General features: G+C 51.9%; 13 protein-coding genes. All 13 read left to right on the forward strand.

All coding sequences use genetic code 11. From position 1 onward, the window contains the following. The first annotated feature begins 36 nt into the window (after nt 1–36). Nucleotides 37–906 (forward strand): undecaprenyl-diphosphate phosphatase, encoded by an 870-nt coding sequence (locus ACTQZS_RS02085; protein ID WP_441474355.1) that lies wholly within the window; start codon nt 37–39, stop codon nt 904–906. A gap of 26 nt (nt 907–932) precedes the next feature. Then, a complete protein-coding gene (locus ACTQZS_RS02090; RefSeq protein WP_441474356.1) occupies nt 933–4,034 on the forward strand; it encodes a DNA translocase FtsK 4TM domain-containing protein in 3,102 nt (1,033 codons plus the stop codon). A gap of 3 nt (nt 4,035–4,037) precedes the next feature. Continuing rightward, nucleotides 4,038–5,483: an FN3 associated domain-containing protein gene (locus tag ACTQZS_RS02095; protein WP_441474357.1), complete on the forward strand. Its 1,446-nt coding sequence runs from the start codon at nt 4,038–4,040 to the stop codon at nt 5,481–5,483. Between the two features lie 283 nt (nt 5,484–5,766). Continuing rightward, the gene (locus ACTQZS_RS02100; protein ID WP_441474358.1) at nt 5,767–6,654 is read left to right on the forward strand and encodes a sulfide/dihydroorotate dehydrogenase-like FAD/NAD-binding protein; all 888 of its coding nucleotides are present in this window, start codon (nt 5,767–5,769) and stop codon (nt 6,652–6,654) included. After that, complete coding sequence (gene gltA / locus ACTQZS_RS02105; protein WP_441100093.1) at nt 6,654–8,057, forward strand: NADPH-dependent glutamate synthase; 1,404 nt, start codon at nt 6,654–6,656, stop codon at nt 8,055–8,057. Before ACTQZS_RS02100 ends, gltA begins: the two co-directional genes overlap by 1 nt. Before the next feature lie 230 nt (nt 8,058–8,287). Next, nucleotides 8,288–8,767 carry a 23S rRNA (pseudouridine(1915)-N(3))-methyltransferase RlmH gene (rlmH, locus tag ACTQZS_RS02110; protein ID WP_441474359.1) on the forward strand — a complete coding sequence of 160 codons (480 nt, stop codon included), beginning with the start codon at nt 8,288–8,290 and terminating at the stop codon, nt 8,765–8,767. 44 nt (nt 8,768–8,811) lie between these two features. Further along, entirely contained in the window at nt 8,812–9,360 is a 549-nt protein-coding gene (locus ACTQZS_RS02115) for a DUF2284 domain-containing protein (RefSeq protein WP_441474360.1), read from the forward strand. A 214-nt stretch (nt 9,361–9,574) separates the two neighbouring features. Beyond that, nucleotides 9,575–10,594 (forward strand): PhoH family protein, encoded by a 1,020-nt coding sequence (locus ACTQZS_RS02120; RefSeq protein ID WP_441100097.1) that lies wholly within the window; start codon nt 9,575–9,577, stop codon nt 10,592–10,594. A gap of 44 nt (nt 10,595–10,638) precedes the next feature. Beyond that, entirely contained in the window at nt 10,639–11,160 is a 522-nt protein-coding gene (gene ybeY, locus ACTQZS_RS02125) for an rRNA maturation RNase YbeY (protein WP_441474361.1), read from the forward strand. A 196-nt stretch (nt 11,161–11,356) separates the two neighbouring features. After that, complete coding sequence (gene proB / locus ACTQZS_RS02130) at nt 11,357–12,229, forward strand: glutamate 5-kinase (RefSeq protein WP_441474362.1); 873 nt, start codon at nt 11,357–11,359, stop codon at nt 12,227–12,229. A 12-nt stretch (nt 12,230–12,241) separates the two neighbouring features. After that, complete coding sequence (locus tag ACTQZS_RS02135; protein WP_441474363.1) at nt 12,242–12,805, forward strand: 5-formyltetrahydrofolate cyclo-ligase; 564 nt, start codon at nt 12,242–12,244, stop codon at nt 12,803–12,805. 116 nt (nt 12,806–12,921) lie between these two features. Further along, nucleotides 12,922–14,388 (forward strand): tRNA (N6-isopentenyl adenosine(37)-C2)-methylthiotransferase MiaB, encoded by a 1,467-nt coding sequence (gene miaB, locus ACTQZS_RS02140; RefSeq protein ID WP_441474364.1) that lies wholly within the window; start codon nt 12,922–12,924, stop codon nt 14,386–14,388. Between the two features lie 171 nt (nt 14,389–14,559). Then, on the forward strand, nt 14,560–17,223 hold the full coding sequence (mutS, locus tag ACTQZS_RS02145; protein ID WP_441474365.1) for a DNA mismatch repair protein MutS: 2,664 nt from the start codon (nt 14,560–14,562) through the stop codon (nt 17,221–17,223).

The raw sequence follows: 17,223 nt of genomic DNA on the forward strand, positions 1-17,223 counted from the left end.
GGTTTCTTATAACTCTGAACAAATAAGGAGTAAACGATGTCTATTCTACAGGCGATGATTCTGGGGTGCATTCAGGGTATTGCATCCTTTCTTCCTGTCAGCAGCTCCGGACATCTGGTGCTGGCCGGCAGTTTTATGGGAATCAGCACCGGGCTTTCGCTGAAGTTTCTGACGCTGATGCATATCGGAACTCTGGCAGCGGTATGCCTCGTTCTGAAGGATGATCTTTTCCGTCTGTGGAACGCGCTCACCGGTCTCATCCGGGACGGCATATTCAATCTGATCACCTATGTACAAAACTTTGGACATCCGGAGGATGGAGAATACCGTCCGATGCTGAAATCCGCTTACCGCAGACTTGTGGTGTATATGGCGGTTTCCATGATTCCGACATTTCTGATTGCCCTGATTCTTCGTCGTTTCGCCGAAATCGGCGCCCGGAATCTTCTGATCACCGCCATGGGATTTATGGTTACCGCACTGATGCTGATGGTATCCTCGTTCTCGGATGACCGGAAGAAGAAACCGAAAGGCACGAAGTATTCCGACGCCTTAATCATCGGCGCATTCCAGGGAATATCAGCGGTTCCCGGGGTGTCCAGAATCGGCATGATCATGGCAGGATGCAGTCTCGCTGGTTTTTCCAGAAAATACACGATCCGGTATGCCATGCTGATCAGCATTCCGTCGATTCTGGGCGGACTGATTCTTGAGGGGCCGTCGCCGGTATCTGTCGGGAAGACCGTCGGCATTGGACCGTGTATCGCAGGGATACTTGTCGCTGCAGCAGTCGGATACCTGGTACTCCGTTATACAATCCGGTTATTGAACAGAAATTTAAATCGTTTTTTTGCAGTTTATTGTCTGGCGGCAGGTGTATTATCCATCATTGCATACCTGCACTGAGACAAATGATAAGAGGAGTGTAATCATTGGCACGTAGTAAGGGGAGACAGGAAACCGCGTCCGGCGTTTCCGCAAAAAGCAGAGTCCGGAAGACTTCAGCGACGGGGAAGCTGAAATCATCCAGAACTTCCGTTTCGTCGGGCAGATCCTCCGGAGGGAGCGCGTACGGAAGAAGTTCCTCTGGAAAGGGCACTTCAGGAACGGGTTCCTCCAGACGGCGTTCCTCCGGAAGAACATCCGGCGGGTCCGCATCACAATACCGGACATCCGGTTATTCCACGAAAGCCAAGGCAAAGCGTGAAACAGAAATCAGACGTGACGTCGGGATTCTCCTGACTCTCGGCATCAGCATTCTTCTGTTTCTTTCCTGTATCGGTCTCGCCGGTCCGGTCGGATCCGCTCTGGCATCGCTGGCATTCGGCCTTTTTGGAATCACCGCATATATTTTTCCTTTTCTGCTTCTCTATCTGGTGATTTTCCTGATGGCAAACACAGCTTCTCCGGATGTCACTCGAAGGGTAACCTCGCTGTCAGGATTGTATATCTTTATCTGTGCTTTTGCGCAGCTGATCCTCAGCGGATATGAGAAGAGTGCCGGACCCGCGCAGATCTTCCGCGAGTGTTCCAGATACCACACCGGAGGCGGAATCATCGGAGGAATACTGGTTCTGCTGTTCGGAAAGGGCTTCGGTATGATCGGTGCCTATGTCATTGTGATCCTGGCGCTGATAATCTTTGCGCTTCTTCTTACGCAGAAATCTCTTTTTTCGCTCATACGTGACCGCAGCGACTATCTCTATGACACCCGCGACATTCGTGAACAGGAGAGAGAAGAGCGCCGGCTGATCCGTCAGGAAAGAAGAGATGCGGCGATCGCGAAAAAGGAGCGGGAGGCGGCGCTTCGCATGAAGACCAGAGAACGACAGGCTGCGGCCGAGGAGACAACCCGTATGGCCCGCCGTGTCGAGCCTCAGACGATTCCGCATCCTGACAGAGATACGGATTCCGCTGCGAAGCTATCTGCGCCCGTATCAAAGACAACCATTGACGCGGCATCTCTTGCGCCGATCATCTCGGAACTGCAGACCGCTCAGACGCCGGACAGCAGCACTACCGGCAGTGGAGACAGCAAAACCAATAACAAGGCCATCCGTAAAACAGATGACAATACCAATAAAAGCAGCAATAACAGCAGCAAGGACAGATATAAACCGGACCATTCCTTTGATCCTGAGACCGGGGAGATTATTGAAGACGAAGATAACCTGGAAGATGATTTTCTGATTACACCTGAGGCAATTCCGGATGACATCATCAGCAATGGAACAGGCAGAATGGAAGCTTCCTCCGCACCGGAAGGAGAGTCTCTTCTGCCATCCGCCGGTCAGGGAAACCATTTCGATGAAGCCGCGGGCAGTCCATCACGCGGCACGGCTGTTGATACCGCTTCTGCCGAGAACGAAAGAGAACAGACAGAACAGAAGACCCATTCGAAAGAGAATGGAGTTCTGAAGGAGCACGTAAATCCGGAAGAGCACACAGAACCTGAGGCGATAAATACCTCTCAAGAGAAGAGCGGCCGTAAGGCAAGGACCTCCGCAGGCGGCGCAGAAGAAATCCAGGTCCCGGAACAAGAGGAAGAAATCGCGGAGGAATATGTTTTTCCCCCCATTGATCTGCTCAATCCTCCGAAGCCCAATCAGAGAGGCGACTCGAACGAGCATCTTAAGGCGACAGCCGCAAAGCTCCAGCAGACACTTCATAATTTCGGCGTGGAAGTCACCATCAACCACATCAGCTGTGGCCCGACCGTCACACAGTATGAGCTGACCCCGCAAATGGGCGTGAAGGTCAGCAAGATCCTGAGTCTTCAGGACGATATCAAACTGAACCTGGCCGCCACCGATGTGCGGATTGAAGCCCCGATTCCCGGCAAGGCCGCGATCGGAATCGAAGTCCCGAACAAGACAAATACTACAGTCAGCATGCGGGAGCTTCTGGAATCCGAGGCTTTCCAGAAAGCCAAATCAAAGCTCGCGATCTGTGTCGGAAAGGACATCGCCGGAAAGCCGGTTATCGCCGACATCGCGAAGATGCCGCACCTGCTGATCGCCGGAGCCACCGGTTCCGGTAAATCGGTCTGTATCAACACCTTCATCATGAGCATCCTCTACAAATCCAGACCGGATGAGGTGAAATTCATCATGATTGATCCGAAGGTCGTTGAGCTTTCCGTATACAACGGGATACCGCATCTGTTGATCCCGGTCGTCACAGACCCGAAGAAGGCTGCGGGCGCTCTGAACTGGGCCGTCTCAGAGATGACGGACCGCTACCAGAAGTTCGCAGAGATGGGCGTGCGCGATCTGAGGGGATACAATGAAAAGGTAGAAGCGATGCCGCCGGATGAAAACGGTAAAAAGCCGAAGAAGATGTTCCGTATCGTAATCGTTGTGGACGAGCTTGCGGACCTTATGATGGTCGCGCAGAATGAGGTGGAGGATGCGATCTGCCGTCTGGCTCAGCTGGCCCGTGCCTGTGGCATTCATCTGATCATCGCGACCCAGCGTCCTTCCGTCAATGTCATTACCGGACTGATCAAGGCAAATATGCCTTCGAGAATTGCTCTTTCCGTAACCTCGGGTGTTGATTCCCGAACAATCATTGACATGAATGGCGCGGAGAAGCTTCTTGGAAAGGGTGATATGCTCTTTTACCCGCAGGGCTACCAGAAGCCCGCCCGTATTCAGGGTGCTTTTCTGACGGATGAAGAGATCGCAAACGTAGTCAATTATTTAAAGGAGAACCACAAGGTCCTGCACTTTACACAGGAGAACATGATGCAGATTCAGGAGGCAATCGACAAAAACGCCGCCGGATCTGTCAGTCCAAGCGGAGACGCGATGGACACGGATTCCTATTTCACGGATGCCGGAAAACTGATTATCGAAAAGGATAAAGCTTCGATCGGTATGCTTCAGCGGGCATTCCGGATCGGATTCAACCGCGCTGCCAGGATCATGGATCAGCTCTGTGATGCCGGTGTCGTCGGAGAAGAAGAAGGAACAAAACCACGCAAAGTCTTGATGTCGATGGAACAATTTGAGAATTACCTGGAGGAGAATTGATCAATGAGGACTTGCACAAACTGTGGCGCGCAATTTCCGGATGATGAACTGATCTGCCCCGTATGCGGACACGAGGTACAGCTCGTGCCTGACTATGTCACGATTGAAAGCAAGATTCAGGAAGACAAAAAAAGAAAAGAGGATGAAGAACAGAGACGCCGTGAAGAGATGGAACGGGAACAGGCGATCGAAAAACGGAAGCAGCAGATCCGCCGCAAGATCCTCCTGCTGGTTGTGCTGATTGCCGCGGCTGCTGCCGCTGTCATCATAACATCGGTATCGCTTCATCTCAGCAAACAGCACGGGTCCTTTGCCTATCAGTATGAAAAAGCGCAGAGCTCCTATGAAATCGGCGATTATGACGATGCCCTGTCTTATATCACAAAGGCTCTGAAAATCGACGCTGACAATGACGACGGGCTTTATCTGGAGGCAGAAATCTATGCTGCCCTGAAGAAAAACAGTGACGCAGAATCTGTTCTGGAGAAGCTGATTTCCGGAAACGGCGACTATACCAGAGCATATGATCTTCTGATCAAATTATATACTGCCGACAGGAACTCGGACGCGATACGCACCCTGTTGAAGAACTGCAAAAACAAGAAGGTACTGGCGAAATATGAGAATTACCTTCCGAAGGCGCCGACCATCACCCCTGAAGGCGGTACCTACAATGATATCCAGACCATTACGATCGAGTCCTCTGACAACGGAACCATCTACTACACGACGGATGATTCCACGCCGGATCTCTCATCTTCCAGGTATACCGGCTCCTTTAAACTGAAGGAGGGAACCACAACGGTCAAGGCAATCGTTGTCACGAACAAGGGGCTCACCAGTGAGATTTCCAGCCAGGAATTCAGTATCGAGCTCGATACCCCTTCCGCTCCGAAGATCACACCGGAATCAGGTACCTATACGCACCTGAAGGGGAAGAGCAGCAGCACCGAATCGGTTTCGTCTTCCTCCGGCAATGACACAGACACTGATGTCACCCATATTACGGTTACGGTTCCGGATGGTTATACATGTTACTATGCCTTTGACCAGACACCGACCAAAAGCAGCAACAAGTATACCAAACCAGTGAGTATGCGTCAGGGGGAACATATCTTCTACGCGGTGCTGTGCAGCAAGGACGGAAAACTCGGAAAGGTGGCATCCGCAACCTATATTTACTCAGTTGTTACCCCGACAGCAACACCGACACCGACTGCCACACCGACACAGGAGGCAAGCAACACCTACAACCCGGCTAATGCCTATAATTCGGAGACGGTAGCCACACCGACACCAACGGAAGCGGCAACACCGACACCGACTGCCACGCCGACTCCGGAAGCTTCTTCATCAACCTCCTCCGCAAACTCGGAAAACAGGGAACAGACCGGTTCTGAAAGTACCGGAAAGGAGAGCGATAAAGCTTCCGAAGAGAACTCGAACTGAGCCGGTCTGGCTGCAGATTGCTCCGTGCTTCGCACTCCCGCAATCCTACACTAAAATTTAAAAAAATCCTCACAAAGTTTCTGATTTATGGTAAACTATTACAGAATCTGCTTCTGATGCATTTCGACGGCGTTCCGGATGCATCCCGATTCAGATGATCTAATACCGATCATTACGGAAGGCTTCTGTTTTCCGTGAGGATGCGTGGTCACGATATCATTGTATATGAAGAATCATGATATACTTGAATTGCGCGAATATATTTTTATATCAGGAGGACAACATGTATAAGATTTTGTCTGCAGACAACCTGGCCGCAAATATCTACCGTATGGTAGTTAAGGCGCCAATGGTAGCAAAGCATTGTCAGCCCGGGCAGTTCATCATTGCCAAGGTTGATGAAGTAGGAGAGCGTATTCCTCTGACTATCTGTGATTACGACCGGGAAAACGGAACGATTACTATCGTATTCCAGCCAATCGGAAACTCCACACGGAGAATGGCCGAGCTTACAGCAGGCGATTCCTTCGAAGATTTTGTCGGACCGCTCGGACGTCCGTCCGATCTGATCGACACGCCGATTGAAGAGCTCAAGAAGAGAAGCATTGTCTTCATCGCCGGCGGTGTCGGCACCGCACCGGTATATCCGCAGGTTAAATGGCTCCATGAGCACGGCGTGACCGCGGATGTCATTATCGGCGCCAAGAATAAAGATCTTGTCATCCTTGAGGATGAATTCAAATCCGTATGCAACCTTTACATCACCACAGACGATGGTTCATATCAGCGCAAGGGTATGGTCACCGTATGTCTTCAGGATCTGATCGAAAAAGAGGGTAAGCACTACGACTGGTGCGTTGCAATCGGACCGATGATCATGATGAAGTTCGTATGCAAGCTGACAAAGGAATACGGCATCCACACAGTAGTCAGCATGAATCCGATCATGGTCGACGGAACCGGCATGTGCGGCGCCTGCCGTGTCATGGTCGGCGGAGAGGTCAAATTCGCATGTGTAGACGGACCGGAGTTTGACGGCCATCTCATCGATTTTGATCAGGCCATGCAGAGAAACAGAATGTATCAGACAGAGGAAGGCCGTGCGATCCTGAAGGCTCAGGAGGGTGATACCCATCACGGCGGCTGCGGAATGTGCGGAGGTGACAAGTGATGGAAGTTGATATGCTGAAGAAAGTTCCTGTCAGAGAGCAGGATCCCAAGGTTCGTGCCACTAACTTCGATGAGGTCTGCCTTGGATATAATCAGGAAGAGGCGATGGCTGAGGCCACCAGATGTCTGAACTGCAAGAAGCCCAGATGTGTAGAAGGCTGCCCTGTTCATATTAATATTCCGGCATTTATCAGCGGCGTAAAGGACGGTGACTTCCGGCACGCCTATGATGTCATCAGTGAATCCAGTTCTCTTCCGGCTGTCTGCGGACGTGTATGTCCTCAGGAGACACAGTGTGAGGAGAGATGTATCCGCGGAATCAAGGGTGAGGCGGTTTCCATCGGAAAGCTTGAGAGATTTACGGCGGACTGGGCAAAGGAGAATGGAATCAAGCCGACTCCCGCGAAGGAGAAGAACGGCCACAAGGTTGCGATTATCGGAGCCGGTCCTTCGGGTCTGACCTGTGCCGGAGATCTCGCAAAGCTCGGCTATGATGTCACGATCTTTGAGGCGCTTCATAAGGCCGGCGGCGTTCTTGCCTATGGAATTCCGGAATTCCGTCTTCCTAAGGACAAGGTCGTTGAGAAGGAAGTCGAGAATGTAAAGAGTCTCGGCGTCAAGATCGATACAAATGTCGTTATCGGCAAGTCCGAGAAGGTCGACGAGCTTCTCGGCGAAGATGGCTTTGAGGCTGTATTTATTGGTTCCGGCGCAGGACTTCCGCGTTTCATGAATATCCCGGGTGAAACCGCGCTCGGCGTATTCTCCGCAAACGAGTACCTCACCCGGAATAACCTCATGAAGGCGTATCGCGACGATTACTACACTCCGATCCACAGGGGCAAAAAGGTAGTCGTTGTCGGCGGAGGAAATGTTGCCATGGATGCTGCCAGAACCGCACTGCGTCTCGGTGCCGAGGTACACATTGTATACCGCCGTTCCGAGGAGGAGCTTCCGGCACGTCGCGAGGAAGTTCATCATGCGAAGGAAGAGGGCATTATCTTTGATCTTCTGACAAATCCGGTGGAAATCATCGCGGATGAGAAGACCGGCTGGGTGAAATCCATCCGATGCATCCGCATGGAACTCGGTGAGCCGGATGCGTCCGGCAGACGCCGCCCGGTTGAGATCCCGGGTTCTGAGTTCAACATGGACTGTGATACCGTCATCATGTCCCTTGGAACATCTCCGAATCCTCTGATTTCCTCTACCACAGTCGGACTCGACGTGAACAAGAGAAAATGTATCATTGCAAGCGAGGAGAACGGCCAGACGACCAAGGAAGGCGTATTTGCCGGCGGCGACGCGGTTACCGGCGCGGCGACCGTAATCCTGGCCATGGGCGCAGGTAAAGCGGCCGCGAAGGGAATTGACGAATTCATCAGATCCAAATCCGCAAAGTGATTTTGATTTACGCGATCGTCGCGATATCGAGACAACGTCCGCGAAGCGCGTTTTATCTCGTTTCGAAACATCCCGGAGTTCTCCGGGATGTTTTCGTTTCTTCTGGAAAACGTTCTCTGTTCGCAGGACTTCCGGCACTGTAATTTTTTCCTTTTCACCCGGAATCCTGCAGATGACCGGCCTCGTTGATCTGCCGCGGTTTAAAGACAAATTATTCAGGAACATACCTTATGAAAATTACAATTGCCTGTGTCGGAAAAATCAAGGAAAAATATCTGACGGCGGGAATCGCCGAGTACAGTAAGCGGCTCAGCCGCTACTGCACGCTTCAGATCCTGGAGGCTGCGGATGAGAAAACTCCTGAGGGCGCATCCGCGGCGGAAGAGGACGCGATCCGGGAAAAGGAGGGAGACCGACTCCTGAAGCTCATCCCGGACAATGCCTTTGTGATCGCGCTTGCCATCGACGGGGAGATGCTGGATTCTATCGAGCTTTCCGAACGGATTTCTTCATTGACCGTACGTGGAATTAGTCATATAGTATTTGTGATTGGCGGCTCGCTGGGACTCTCCCCGCAGGTTCTGCAAAGAGCGGACCGGAAGCTCAGCTTCTCAAAAATGACCTTTCCGCATCAGCTGATGCGCATGATTCTTCTCGAGCAGATTTACCGCAGTTTCCGCATTCTGCATCATGAGCCGTATCACAAGTGAGTTCAGTGTTTGTATCAGCTTCGGAAGGGCAGGCTGCAAATACCATGACAGATTTTGAAAATATTAAAAATCATATAGAAACTTTGATTCAGGATCTTCCCGTATTTGAATATGGTTTTCTGACACCGGAACAGATCCCGTTTACCGAAAAGGTGCGGTCGGTCTGCCGGCTGGAATGCAAGCGATATGGGAGCAGCTGGTCCTGTCCGCCGGCGGTCGGTACCGTTCCGGAATGCCGGGAAAGATGCATGGCTTACCGGGGAGCTTTTTTCTTCTCCACCGTACACGAGGTCCGGGACAGCATGAACCTCACAGAGTCTTTTCAGACGAAGCGTTCCCATGAGCAGACAACCGGCCTTGTAGAGCAGAGAATGCGGAAAGCCGGTCTGGAGACCTACCGCCTCTCCGGGGATTCCTGCAGCATCTGCCAGGAATGCACCTATCCGGAGAGGCCATGCCGTTTTCCCGACCGTATGCACCCCTGCATTGAAGGCCACGGCATCGTCGTTGCAAAGCTTGCCGAGTCCTGCGGCATGGAGTACTATATCGATGAACACACACAGCTGTGGTTTTCTCTCATTTTTTACCGCTGAGATGCTTTCTCTATCACGAGGAGGTCTTTCCGCCGGTACCTTCTCTCTGTCACCAGAGAGTCATTCCGCCGGAAATTTTTCTCTGTCAGAAGGAGATTTTTTCGTCGGTACCTTCTCTCTGTCACCAGAGAGTCATTCCGCCGGGAGATTCTGCAGAAACGTACACGCCCTGTAAGCAGGGGCACCATCATACATTTAAGCTGAGGATGATAAATTGGCAGTTATTGAGGAACAATTGGAAATTCCCGCAGAACATGAGAAGAATGTATACGGGGAATTCGATCAGAATGTAAAGAAAATAGAACGAACCCTTGGGGTGACCCTTCTGTCCAGAGACGGATCCCTGAAGATCGTCGGTCCCGCCTCAAACGTAGCGGCGGCCCGCCGCATGCTGGAGGATCTGATCGAGCTTTCCACGCGCGGCAACGAAATCACGGAACAGAACATCAATTACATGCTGTCAATGGCGATGGAATCCAGAGAATCTGATGTTCTGGAACTGGACAGTGATCTGATCTGCCACACAATAAACGGCAGGGCAGTGAAGCCAAAGACTGTCGGTCAGAAGCAGTACGTGGACGCCATCCGGAATCACATGATCACCTTCGGCATCGGCCCGGCCGGCACAGGAAAAACTTATCTGGCCATGGCGATGGCGATCACTGCCTTTCGAAACGACGAGGTGAGCAGGATTATCCTGACCCGTCCCGCTATTGAAGCGGGTGAGAAGCTCGGTTTTCTTCCGGGCGACCTGCAGAGTAAGATTGACCCATATCTGCGTCCTCTCTATGATGCTCTCTATCAGATCATGGGAGCCGAGAGCTTTCAGAAGAATATGGAGAAGGGCCTGATCGAGGTGGCTCCCCTTGCCTATATGCGAGGCCGCACACTGGATGACGCCTACATCATTCTCGATGAAGCGCAGAATACCACCCCCGCGCAGATGAAGATGTTCCTGACGCGAATCGGTTTCGGCTCAAAGGTCGTCATCACCGGTGATATGACCCAGAAGGATCTCGCCGCCGGCGTAACCTCCGGACTCGATGTTGCCGCAAAGGTTCTCCGCAAAGTTGAGGGAATTTCCTTCTGTGAACTTACCAGCAGAGATGTCGTCCGTCATCCGCTGGTACAGAAGATCGTAGAAGCCTACGAAAAGTACGAGAAAAAAGATACGGCCAGATCCCGCAGGGATACCCATGGATCCAGACAGGTGCGGCCTTCTTCCCGGAAATAGAAAGCTGCTGTTCATTGACAGCAGGAGTTTCAGAGGTGCAGATTATGACATTAAATCTAGAAAATGAGCAGAATCATGAGCTTCCATCCGACTGCGAGGAAACCGCCAGGCAGGTCATCCGGCAGGTTCTTGCTTCCGAGAATTGTCCCTACGAGGCGGAGGTTAACCTGACTTTTGTGGACAATGATGAGATTCACCGCCTGAACCGGGAGTTCCGGCAGATTGACCGGGCAACCGACGTCCTGTCTTTTCCTATGACGGACTGGGAGAGCCCCGCGAATTACAGCTGTCTCGAGGATGATGAGACTGCCGCGGGATCCTTCAACCCGGAGACCGGAGAGCTTCTTCTCGGGGATATTGTAATTTCGGTGGAAAGAGCAAACGAACAGGCGAAGGAATACGGGCATTCACTGAAACGGGAGATTTCCTTCCTGATTGCTCACAGCATGCTGCATCTTCTCGGATATGATCACATGGTTCCGGAGGAAGCGGCAGTAATGGAGCAGAAGCAGGAGGCAATTCTTCAGGCGCTCGGAATCACACGGGATCCTGAAGTCCGTTCATGAAACGGTTCCGCGGATATTGCCGGAGCATGGATCAGGCATGGATTGCTCCGGCCTTCTGACCGGTTTCATCCGCGGATTGGATTGCATTGGGCACCGCGGGCGCGGCGCCACAAGCTGTATCAAGCCAGCTGCTCCGTTGCTTCGCAGCTCCCGCAGCTGCCACATGGATTCGGATATCATTAATGGGAGAGCAGAGATGGGTATTAGCGCAGAAGTGAGAAAAAAACTGAAGGACAAAAAGAGAATTGTAATCAAGATCGGCTCCTCCTCACTGGCACACAGAGAGACACAGCGGTTGGATCTCATCAAGGTTGAGGTTCTGATCCGAGAGATCTGCGATCTGGTAAACATGGGAAAAGAGGTCGTCCTCGTCTCCTCAGGAGCCATCATGGTCGGACGCGGGACGCTTGGAATCAGCAAGAAGGACGAGACCATCGCACAGAAACAGGCCTGCGCCGCTGTCGGACAGGCCAAGCTCATGATGATCTACCAGAAGATTTTTTCCGAGTATAATCACGTGTGCGGACAGATTCTTATGACGAAGCATACCATGCTCGATACCCTGAACCGCTACAACACGGTCAACTGCTTCCGGGAGATGTTCAAGGCCGGCGTCATCCCTGTCGTGAACGAGAACGACACCATTGCCACCTATGAAATTGACTCCCTTTCCGTTTTCGGAGACAATGATCATCTGTCCGCCGTTGTCGCAGCGATGATTCACGCGGATCTTCTGATCCTGCTGTCCGACATCGACGGTCTGTATACTGATGATCCGCATACGAATCCCAATGCGAAGTTCATCGATGTGGTGGACCGGATTGACGACAATCTGATGCATATGGGAAAATCCACGACAGGCAGCAACGCCGGCACCGGCGGGATGGCGACAAAGCTTTCCGCCGCGAGGGTCGCCACGATGGGCGGCTGCGACATGATCATCGCAAGCGGAGAGGATTTTCATATTATACATGAAATTATCCGCGGAGAGCAGATCGGAACTCTCTTTCTGGCAGACCCGAAGGACGAGTTCTATCTCCTGGATTACCTGGAACAGATGGATACCTGATGAGGATAAGCTATGGACAAGAAATCACTCAGAAAAATTGTTTTTTCCAGAAGAAGGGAAGCTTCCGACCTGGAAATAAGGGAAAAAAGCCGCGCTATCTTTGAACAGATCACGCAGAATGATTCCTATCGAAATGCTTCCTCCGTGTTCTGCTACATGGATCACAAGCACGAGGTCATGACGCGTGAATTTATCGAACAGTGTTGGAACGACGGCAAGAAGGTCGCTGTCCCGAAGGTAAACGGCGACATCATGAACTTCTACTATATCGAATACTTCGGGCAGCTTGAGCCCGGAATCATGGGCATTCTGGAGCCAATCACCCACTGTCCGGGAATCGTGCGGAACGCGGATCACGATGAGCACGCTCTGTTCATCATCCCGGGCGTTGCCTTCGATGAAAAACGGCACCGCATCGGATACGGAGGCGGATACTACGACAAATATCAGGCTGAGCATACGCAACATACAACCATGGCAGTCGCATTTGAATTTCAGATCTTTGACGCGGTTCCCTTCGACGCACATGATATCTGCCCACAATATCTTGTGACCGAAAAACGTGTGATTCACTAAAACACCATACCCCGCAGGCGGAGCGCCACAAACTGTGTAAGCTACGGATTGCTCCGTGCTTCGCAGCTTCCGGATAGTCGAACTATATCGGTGAATCAGGAAAGGAAAACAGAATTTTGAATAATCAGAGTTACGAACAGATCATCAACAGTATAGATACCCGAAAACCCGCGCCGGAAAACGAACCCTTCCGGCAGTATTATTTTATCGAGAGAGCGCGCCGGAAGCTGGCGGAGATTTCCGGTAAGGCAGGAAGACCGCTCACCTTCAATGTGGTCACCTTCGGATGCCAGATGAACGCGAGGGATTCCGAAAAGCTTCGCGGTATACTGGAAGAAATCGGGTACAGAAAGGTTGAAACAGAGGATGCCGACCTTGTTCTCTACAATACCTGTACCGTGCGTGAAAATGCAAACACCAGAGTATACGGCAGACTTGGAAAGCTTCACTCCTATAAGAAGAAAAATCCGCACATGATGATCGGCTTGTGCGGCTGCATGATGCAGGAGGATCACGTCGTGACGAAGCTGAAGGAAAGCTACCGCTTCGTGAATCTGATTTTCGGTACGCACAATATCTATAAGGCTGCGGAGCTGATCTCCGAGGCTCTGGATCATCCGGACCGAATGATCATAGACATCCGGCAGAGCTCCGACCGCATGGTGGAGCAGCTGCCCGTTGACCGGAAGTACCCCTTCAAATCCGGTGTAAATATCATGTACGGCTGCAACAACTTCTGCAGCTACTGTATTGTTCCGTACGTACGCGGCAGAGAGAAGAGCCGTGAACCGATTGAAATCATACAGGAAATCGAGGGCCTCGTCGCAGATGGTGTCCGTGAAGTGATGCTGCTGGGACAGAATGTCAATTCTTATGGCAAAACCCTTGAGAATCCCGTAAGCTTCGCCAGGCTCCTCGAGCAGGTTGTGCAGATTGACGGTCTTGACCGGGTCCGCTTCATGACCTCGCATCCCAAGGATCTTTCGGACGAGCTGATTGAGGTAATGGCGAAATATCCGAAGATCTGCCGTCATCTTCACCTTCCGCTGCAGTCCGGAAGCACAAAGATTCTGAAGGACATGAACCGCCGCTACACAAAGGAGTCCTATCTGGCACTCGTTGACCGCATCCGGGCGGCGATTCCGGATATTTCCCTGACAACCGACATCATCGTCGGATACCCCGGCGAGACCGAGGATGATTTTCTCGAAACGCTGGATGTCGTGGAGAAGGTCCGCTATGACAGTGCCTTCACCTTTATTTATTCCAGGAGAAGCGGAACACCTGCCGCTTCCATGGAAGATCAGATACCGGAGGATGTCGTAAAGGACCGCTTTGACCGTCTTCTCGCCCTGGTTCAGAAAACCGGAAGAGAACAGACCTCCCGATTCACCGGTCAGGACAAGGACGTTCTCGTGGAGCAGATCAACGAACAGGATGAGAGCCTTGTAACCGGACGCATGGACAACAACATTGTCGTACATTTTCCCGGTGACGGCAGTCTGATCGGACAAATCGTGACCGTTCATCTCGATGAATGTCACGGCTTCTATTATATGGGACACCGGATCGAAACGGTTTGAGACAACGAAACGACTCTATATAACTGCCGGACCGACTTTTAGATCCTGCCGGATAAACTTTTATATCCTGCCGGATCAACTTTTTATAACTGCCGGACTGATTTTTATAGCAGTAGGATCAGCTTTTTTATTACAGCTGGTTCGTGCTCATGCAGCAGGGGCGTTCGTCCGATGAAAGAGAGGTTTCTATCGAAAATGGCATTGTCTCCAATGATGCAGAACTATCTGGCCACAAAGGAAGAATACAAGGATTGTGTTCTTTTCTACCGGGTCGGCGACTTCTACGAAATGTTCTATGACGACGCGAAAATGGTGTCAGAGGAACTTGAACTGACGCTGACCGGAAAGGAATGCGGTCTGGAGGAACGGGCTCCCATGTGCGGCATTCCCTTTCACGCCGCGGATACCTATATCACAAAACTGATTGCCCTGGGTCACAAAGTCGCGATCTGTGAACAGGTTGAAGACCCGAAGCTGGCCAAAGGCCTGGTAAAACGTGAGGTCATCCGGGTCGTCACTCCCGGCACCGTGATCAGTCAGGAGGAGCTGGACGAGACCAGAAACAACTATCTCATGTGTATCGTCTGTACCTCCGACCGCTACGGCATGTCCATTGCGGACATTTCCACCGGACAGTGCCTGGTATCCGAGACGGACACCGCGCAGAAGCTGAAGGATGAAATTCAGAAATTCATGCCTTCCGAAATCATCTGCAATCAGAGCCTGATGGTGTCCGGTCTCGATCTCGAGGATCTCAGAACCAGACTCCGGATCTCTGTTTCCGCGCTCGATGACTATTATTTTGATGATGATTCCTGCCAGAAAATACTGAAGAAGCATTTCCATGTTTCCTCACTGAAGGGTCTGGGGCTTGACGATTTCAGCTGCGGCACAATCGCCGCCGGTGCGCTGTTCCAGTACCTTTATGAGACGCAGAAGAACAACATGGAGCAGATGACCTCCATCACCCCTTATTTTTCCGACCGTTTTATGCTTCTCGACAGCTCTACCCGGAGAAATCTGGAACTGGTGGAGACGCTTCGGGAAAAACAGAAAAAGGGATCTCTTCTCGGCGTTCTGGACCGCACCAAGACCGCCATGGGCGCACGAATGCTCAGAAGCATCATCGAACAGCCGCTCATCAATAAAGAGGAAATCGAAAAGCGTCTGACCGCCGTGGAGGAGCTCACAGGCATGCCGATGATCCGGGATGAAATCCGTGAATATCTGCAGCCGGTCTATGACCTTGAACGGCTGTCCAGCCGCATCGCCTATCAGACAGCCAACCCCCGCGATCTGATCGCCTTCAAGTCCTCCCTTCAGATGCTTCCTTTTATCCGTCAGCTTCTGACCGGATTTCAGGGGGATCTTCTGAAAAATGTTCAGAATGATCTGGATCCTCTGGAGGATCTGTTTCACGCGATTGACGACGCCATCATCGATGATCCTCCGATGGCCATGAAGGACGGAGGCATCATCAAGGACGGCTATAATGAGCAGGTGGACAAATACCGGGCAGCAAAAAAAGACGGACAGAAATGGCTGTCCGATCTGGAGGCTGAGGAGCGGGAAAAGACCGGAATACGCACTCTCCGGGTTAAATACAGCAGGGTATTCGGATATTGCATCGAGGTAACGAATTCCTTCAAGGACAAAGTCCCCGACTACTATCAGAGGAAACAGACCCTGACCGGGTCCGAGCGCTACAGCACCGATAAGCTCCGTCAGATTGAGGAGCAGATCACCGGAGCAGAGGACCGGCTCGGTTCCCTGGAATATGAGCTGTTTTCCGATATCCGGGACACCATCGGAAAAAATGTCGCCCGCGTACAGCGCACCGCCAGGGCCATCGCCTGTCTTGATGTCTTCTGTTCTTTCTCATATGTGGCGGAACGGAATCGCTATGTGCGCCCCAAACTGAACAAAAGCGGGAAGATTGATATCCAGGACGGCCGTCACCCCGTCGTTGAAAAAATGATCCCTGACGATCTGTTCATCTCCAACGACACCTACCTGGATCAGCAGGAGCACCGCGTCGCGATCATTACCGGACCGAATATGGCCGGAAAATCCACCTACATGCGTCAGACCGCCCTGATCGTTCTTATGGCGCAGATCGGTTCCTTTGTTCCTGCTTCATCGGCCAATATCGGTCTTGTGGACCGTATCTTTACCCGTGTCGGGGCTTCGGACGATCTGGCAAGCGGACAATCCACCTTCATGGTTGAGATGAGCGAAGTGGCGAACATTCTTCGGAACGCGACCTCCGACAGTCTTCTGATTCTCGATGAAATCGGCAGAGGGACCAGCACCTTTGACGGGCTGTCCCTGGCCTGGGCAATCACCGAATTTGTCGCCGATCCAAGAAAGATCGGAGCCAAGACACTCTTCGCGACCCATTTCCACGAGCTGACCGAGCTGGAGGGAAAGATCGCGGGCGTCAACAACTACTGCGTCGCCGTGAAGGAAAAAGGAGACGGCATCGTTTTTCTCCGGAAAATCGTAAAGGGAGGTGCCGACAAGAGCTATGGCATCCAGGTTGCCCGTCTCGCCGGTGTTCCCGAGGCTGTCCTCGCGCGGGCAAAGGAAATTCTGGATCAGCTGTCCGACGCCGACATCACGGCAGCCATCAAGAATCTAACGGAATCCCGTGCAAAGAAAAGCAGGCCGCGCCATTACGATACGGTCGACATGCAGCAGATGTCACTCTTCGATACGACCGATAACGACAAGATCATCAATGAAATCCGGGAGATTGACATCTCCACCATGACGCCGCTCGACGCGCTGAACATGTTGAACCATCTGCAGAACGAGGTGAAAAACCGCTGGTAA

The sequence above is a fragment of the Bilifractor sp. LCP19S3_H10 genome (assembly GCF_052119185.1).
Classification (GTDB): Bacteria; Bacillota; Clostridia; order Lachnospirales; family Lachnospiraceae; genus Bilifractor.

Bases quoted from the DNA above. Each gene is read 5' to 3' on its own strand.
- ACTQZS_RS02085 (WP_441474355.1), top strand. From the start codon at position 37: ATGTCTATTCTACAGGCGATGATTCTGGGGTGCATTCAGGGTATTGCA.
- ACTQZS_RS02095 (WP_441474357.1), top strand. From the start codon at position 4,038: ATGAGGACTTGCACAAACTGTGGCGCGCAATTTCCGGATGATGAACTG.
- ACTQZS_RS02100 (WP_441474358.1), top strand. From the start codon at position 5,767: ATGTATAAGATTTTGTCTGCAGACAACCTGGCCGCAAATATCTACCGT.
- gltA (WP_441100093.1), top strand. From the start codon at position 6,654: ATGGAAGTTGATATGCTGAAGAAAGTTCCTGTCAGAGAGCAGGATCCC.
- rlmH (WP_441474359.1), top strand. From the start codon at position 8,288: ATGAAAATTACAATTGCCTGTGTCGGAAAAATCAAGGAAAAATATCTG.
- ACTQZS_RS02115 (WP_441474360.1), top strand. From the start codon at position 8,812: ATGACAGATTTTGAAAATATTAAAAATCATATAGAAACTTTGATTCAG.
- ybeY (WP_441474361.1), top strand. From the start codon at position 10,639: ATGACATTAAATCTAGAAAATGAGCAGAATCATGAGCTTCCATCCGAC.
- proB (WP_441474362.1), top strand. From the start codon at position 11,357: ATGGGTATTAGCGCAGAAGTGAGAAAAAAACTGAAGGACAAAAAGAGA.
- ACTQZS_RS02135 (WP_441474363.1), top strand. From the start codon at position 12,242: ATGGACAAGAAATCACTCAGAAAAATTGTTTTTTCCAGAAGAAGGGAA.
- mutS (WP_441474365.1), top strand. From the start codon at position 14,560: ATGAAAGAGAGGTTTCTATCGAAAATGGCATTGTCTCCAATGATGCAG.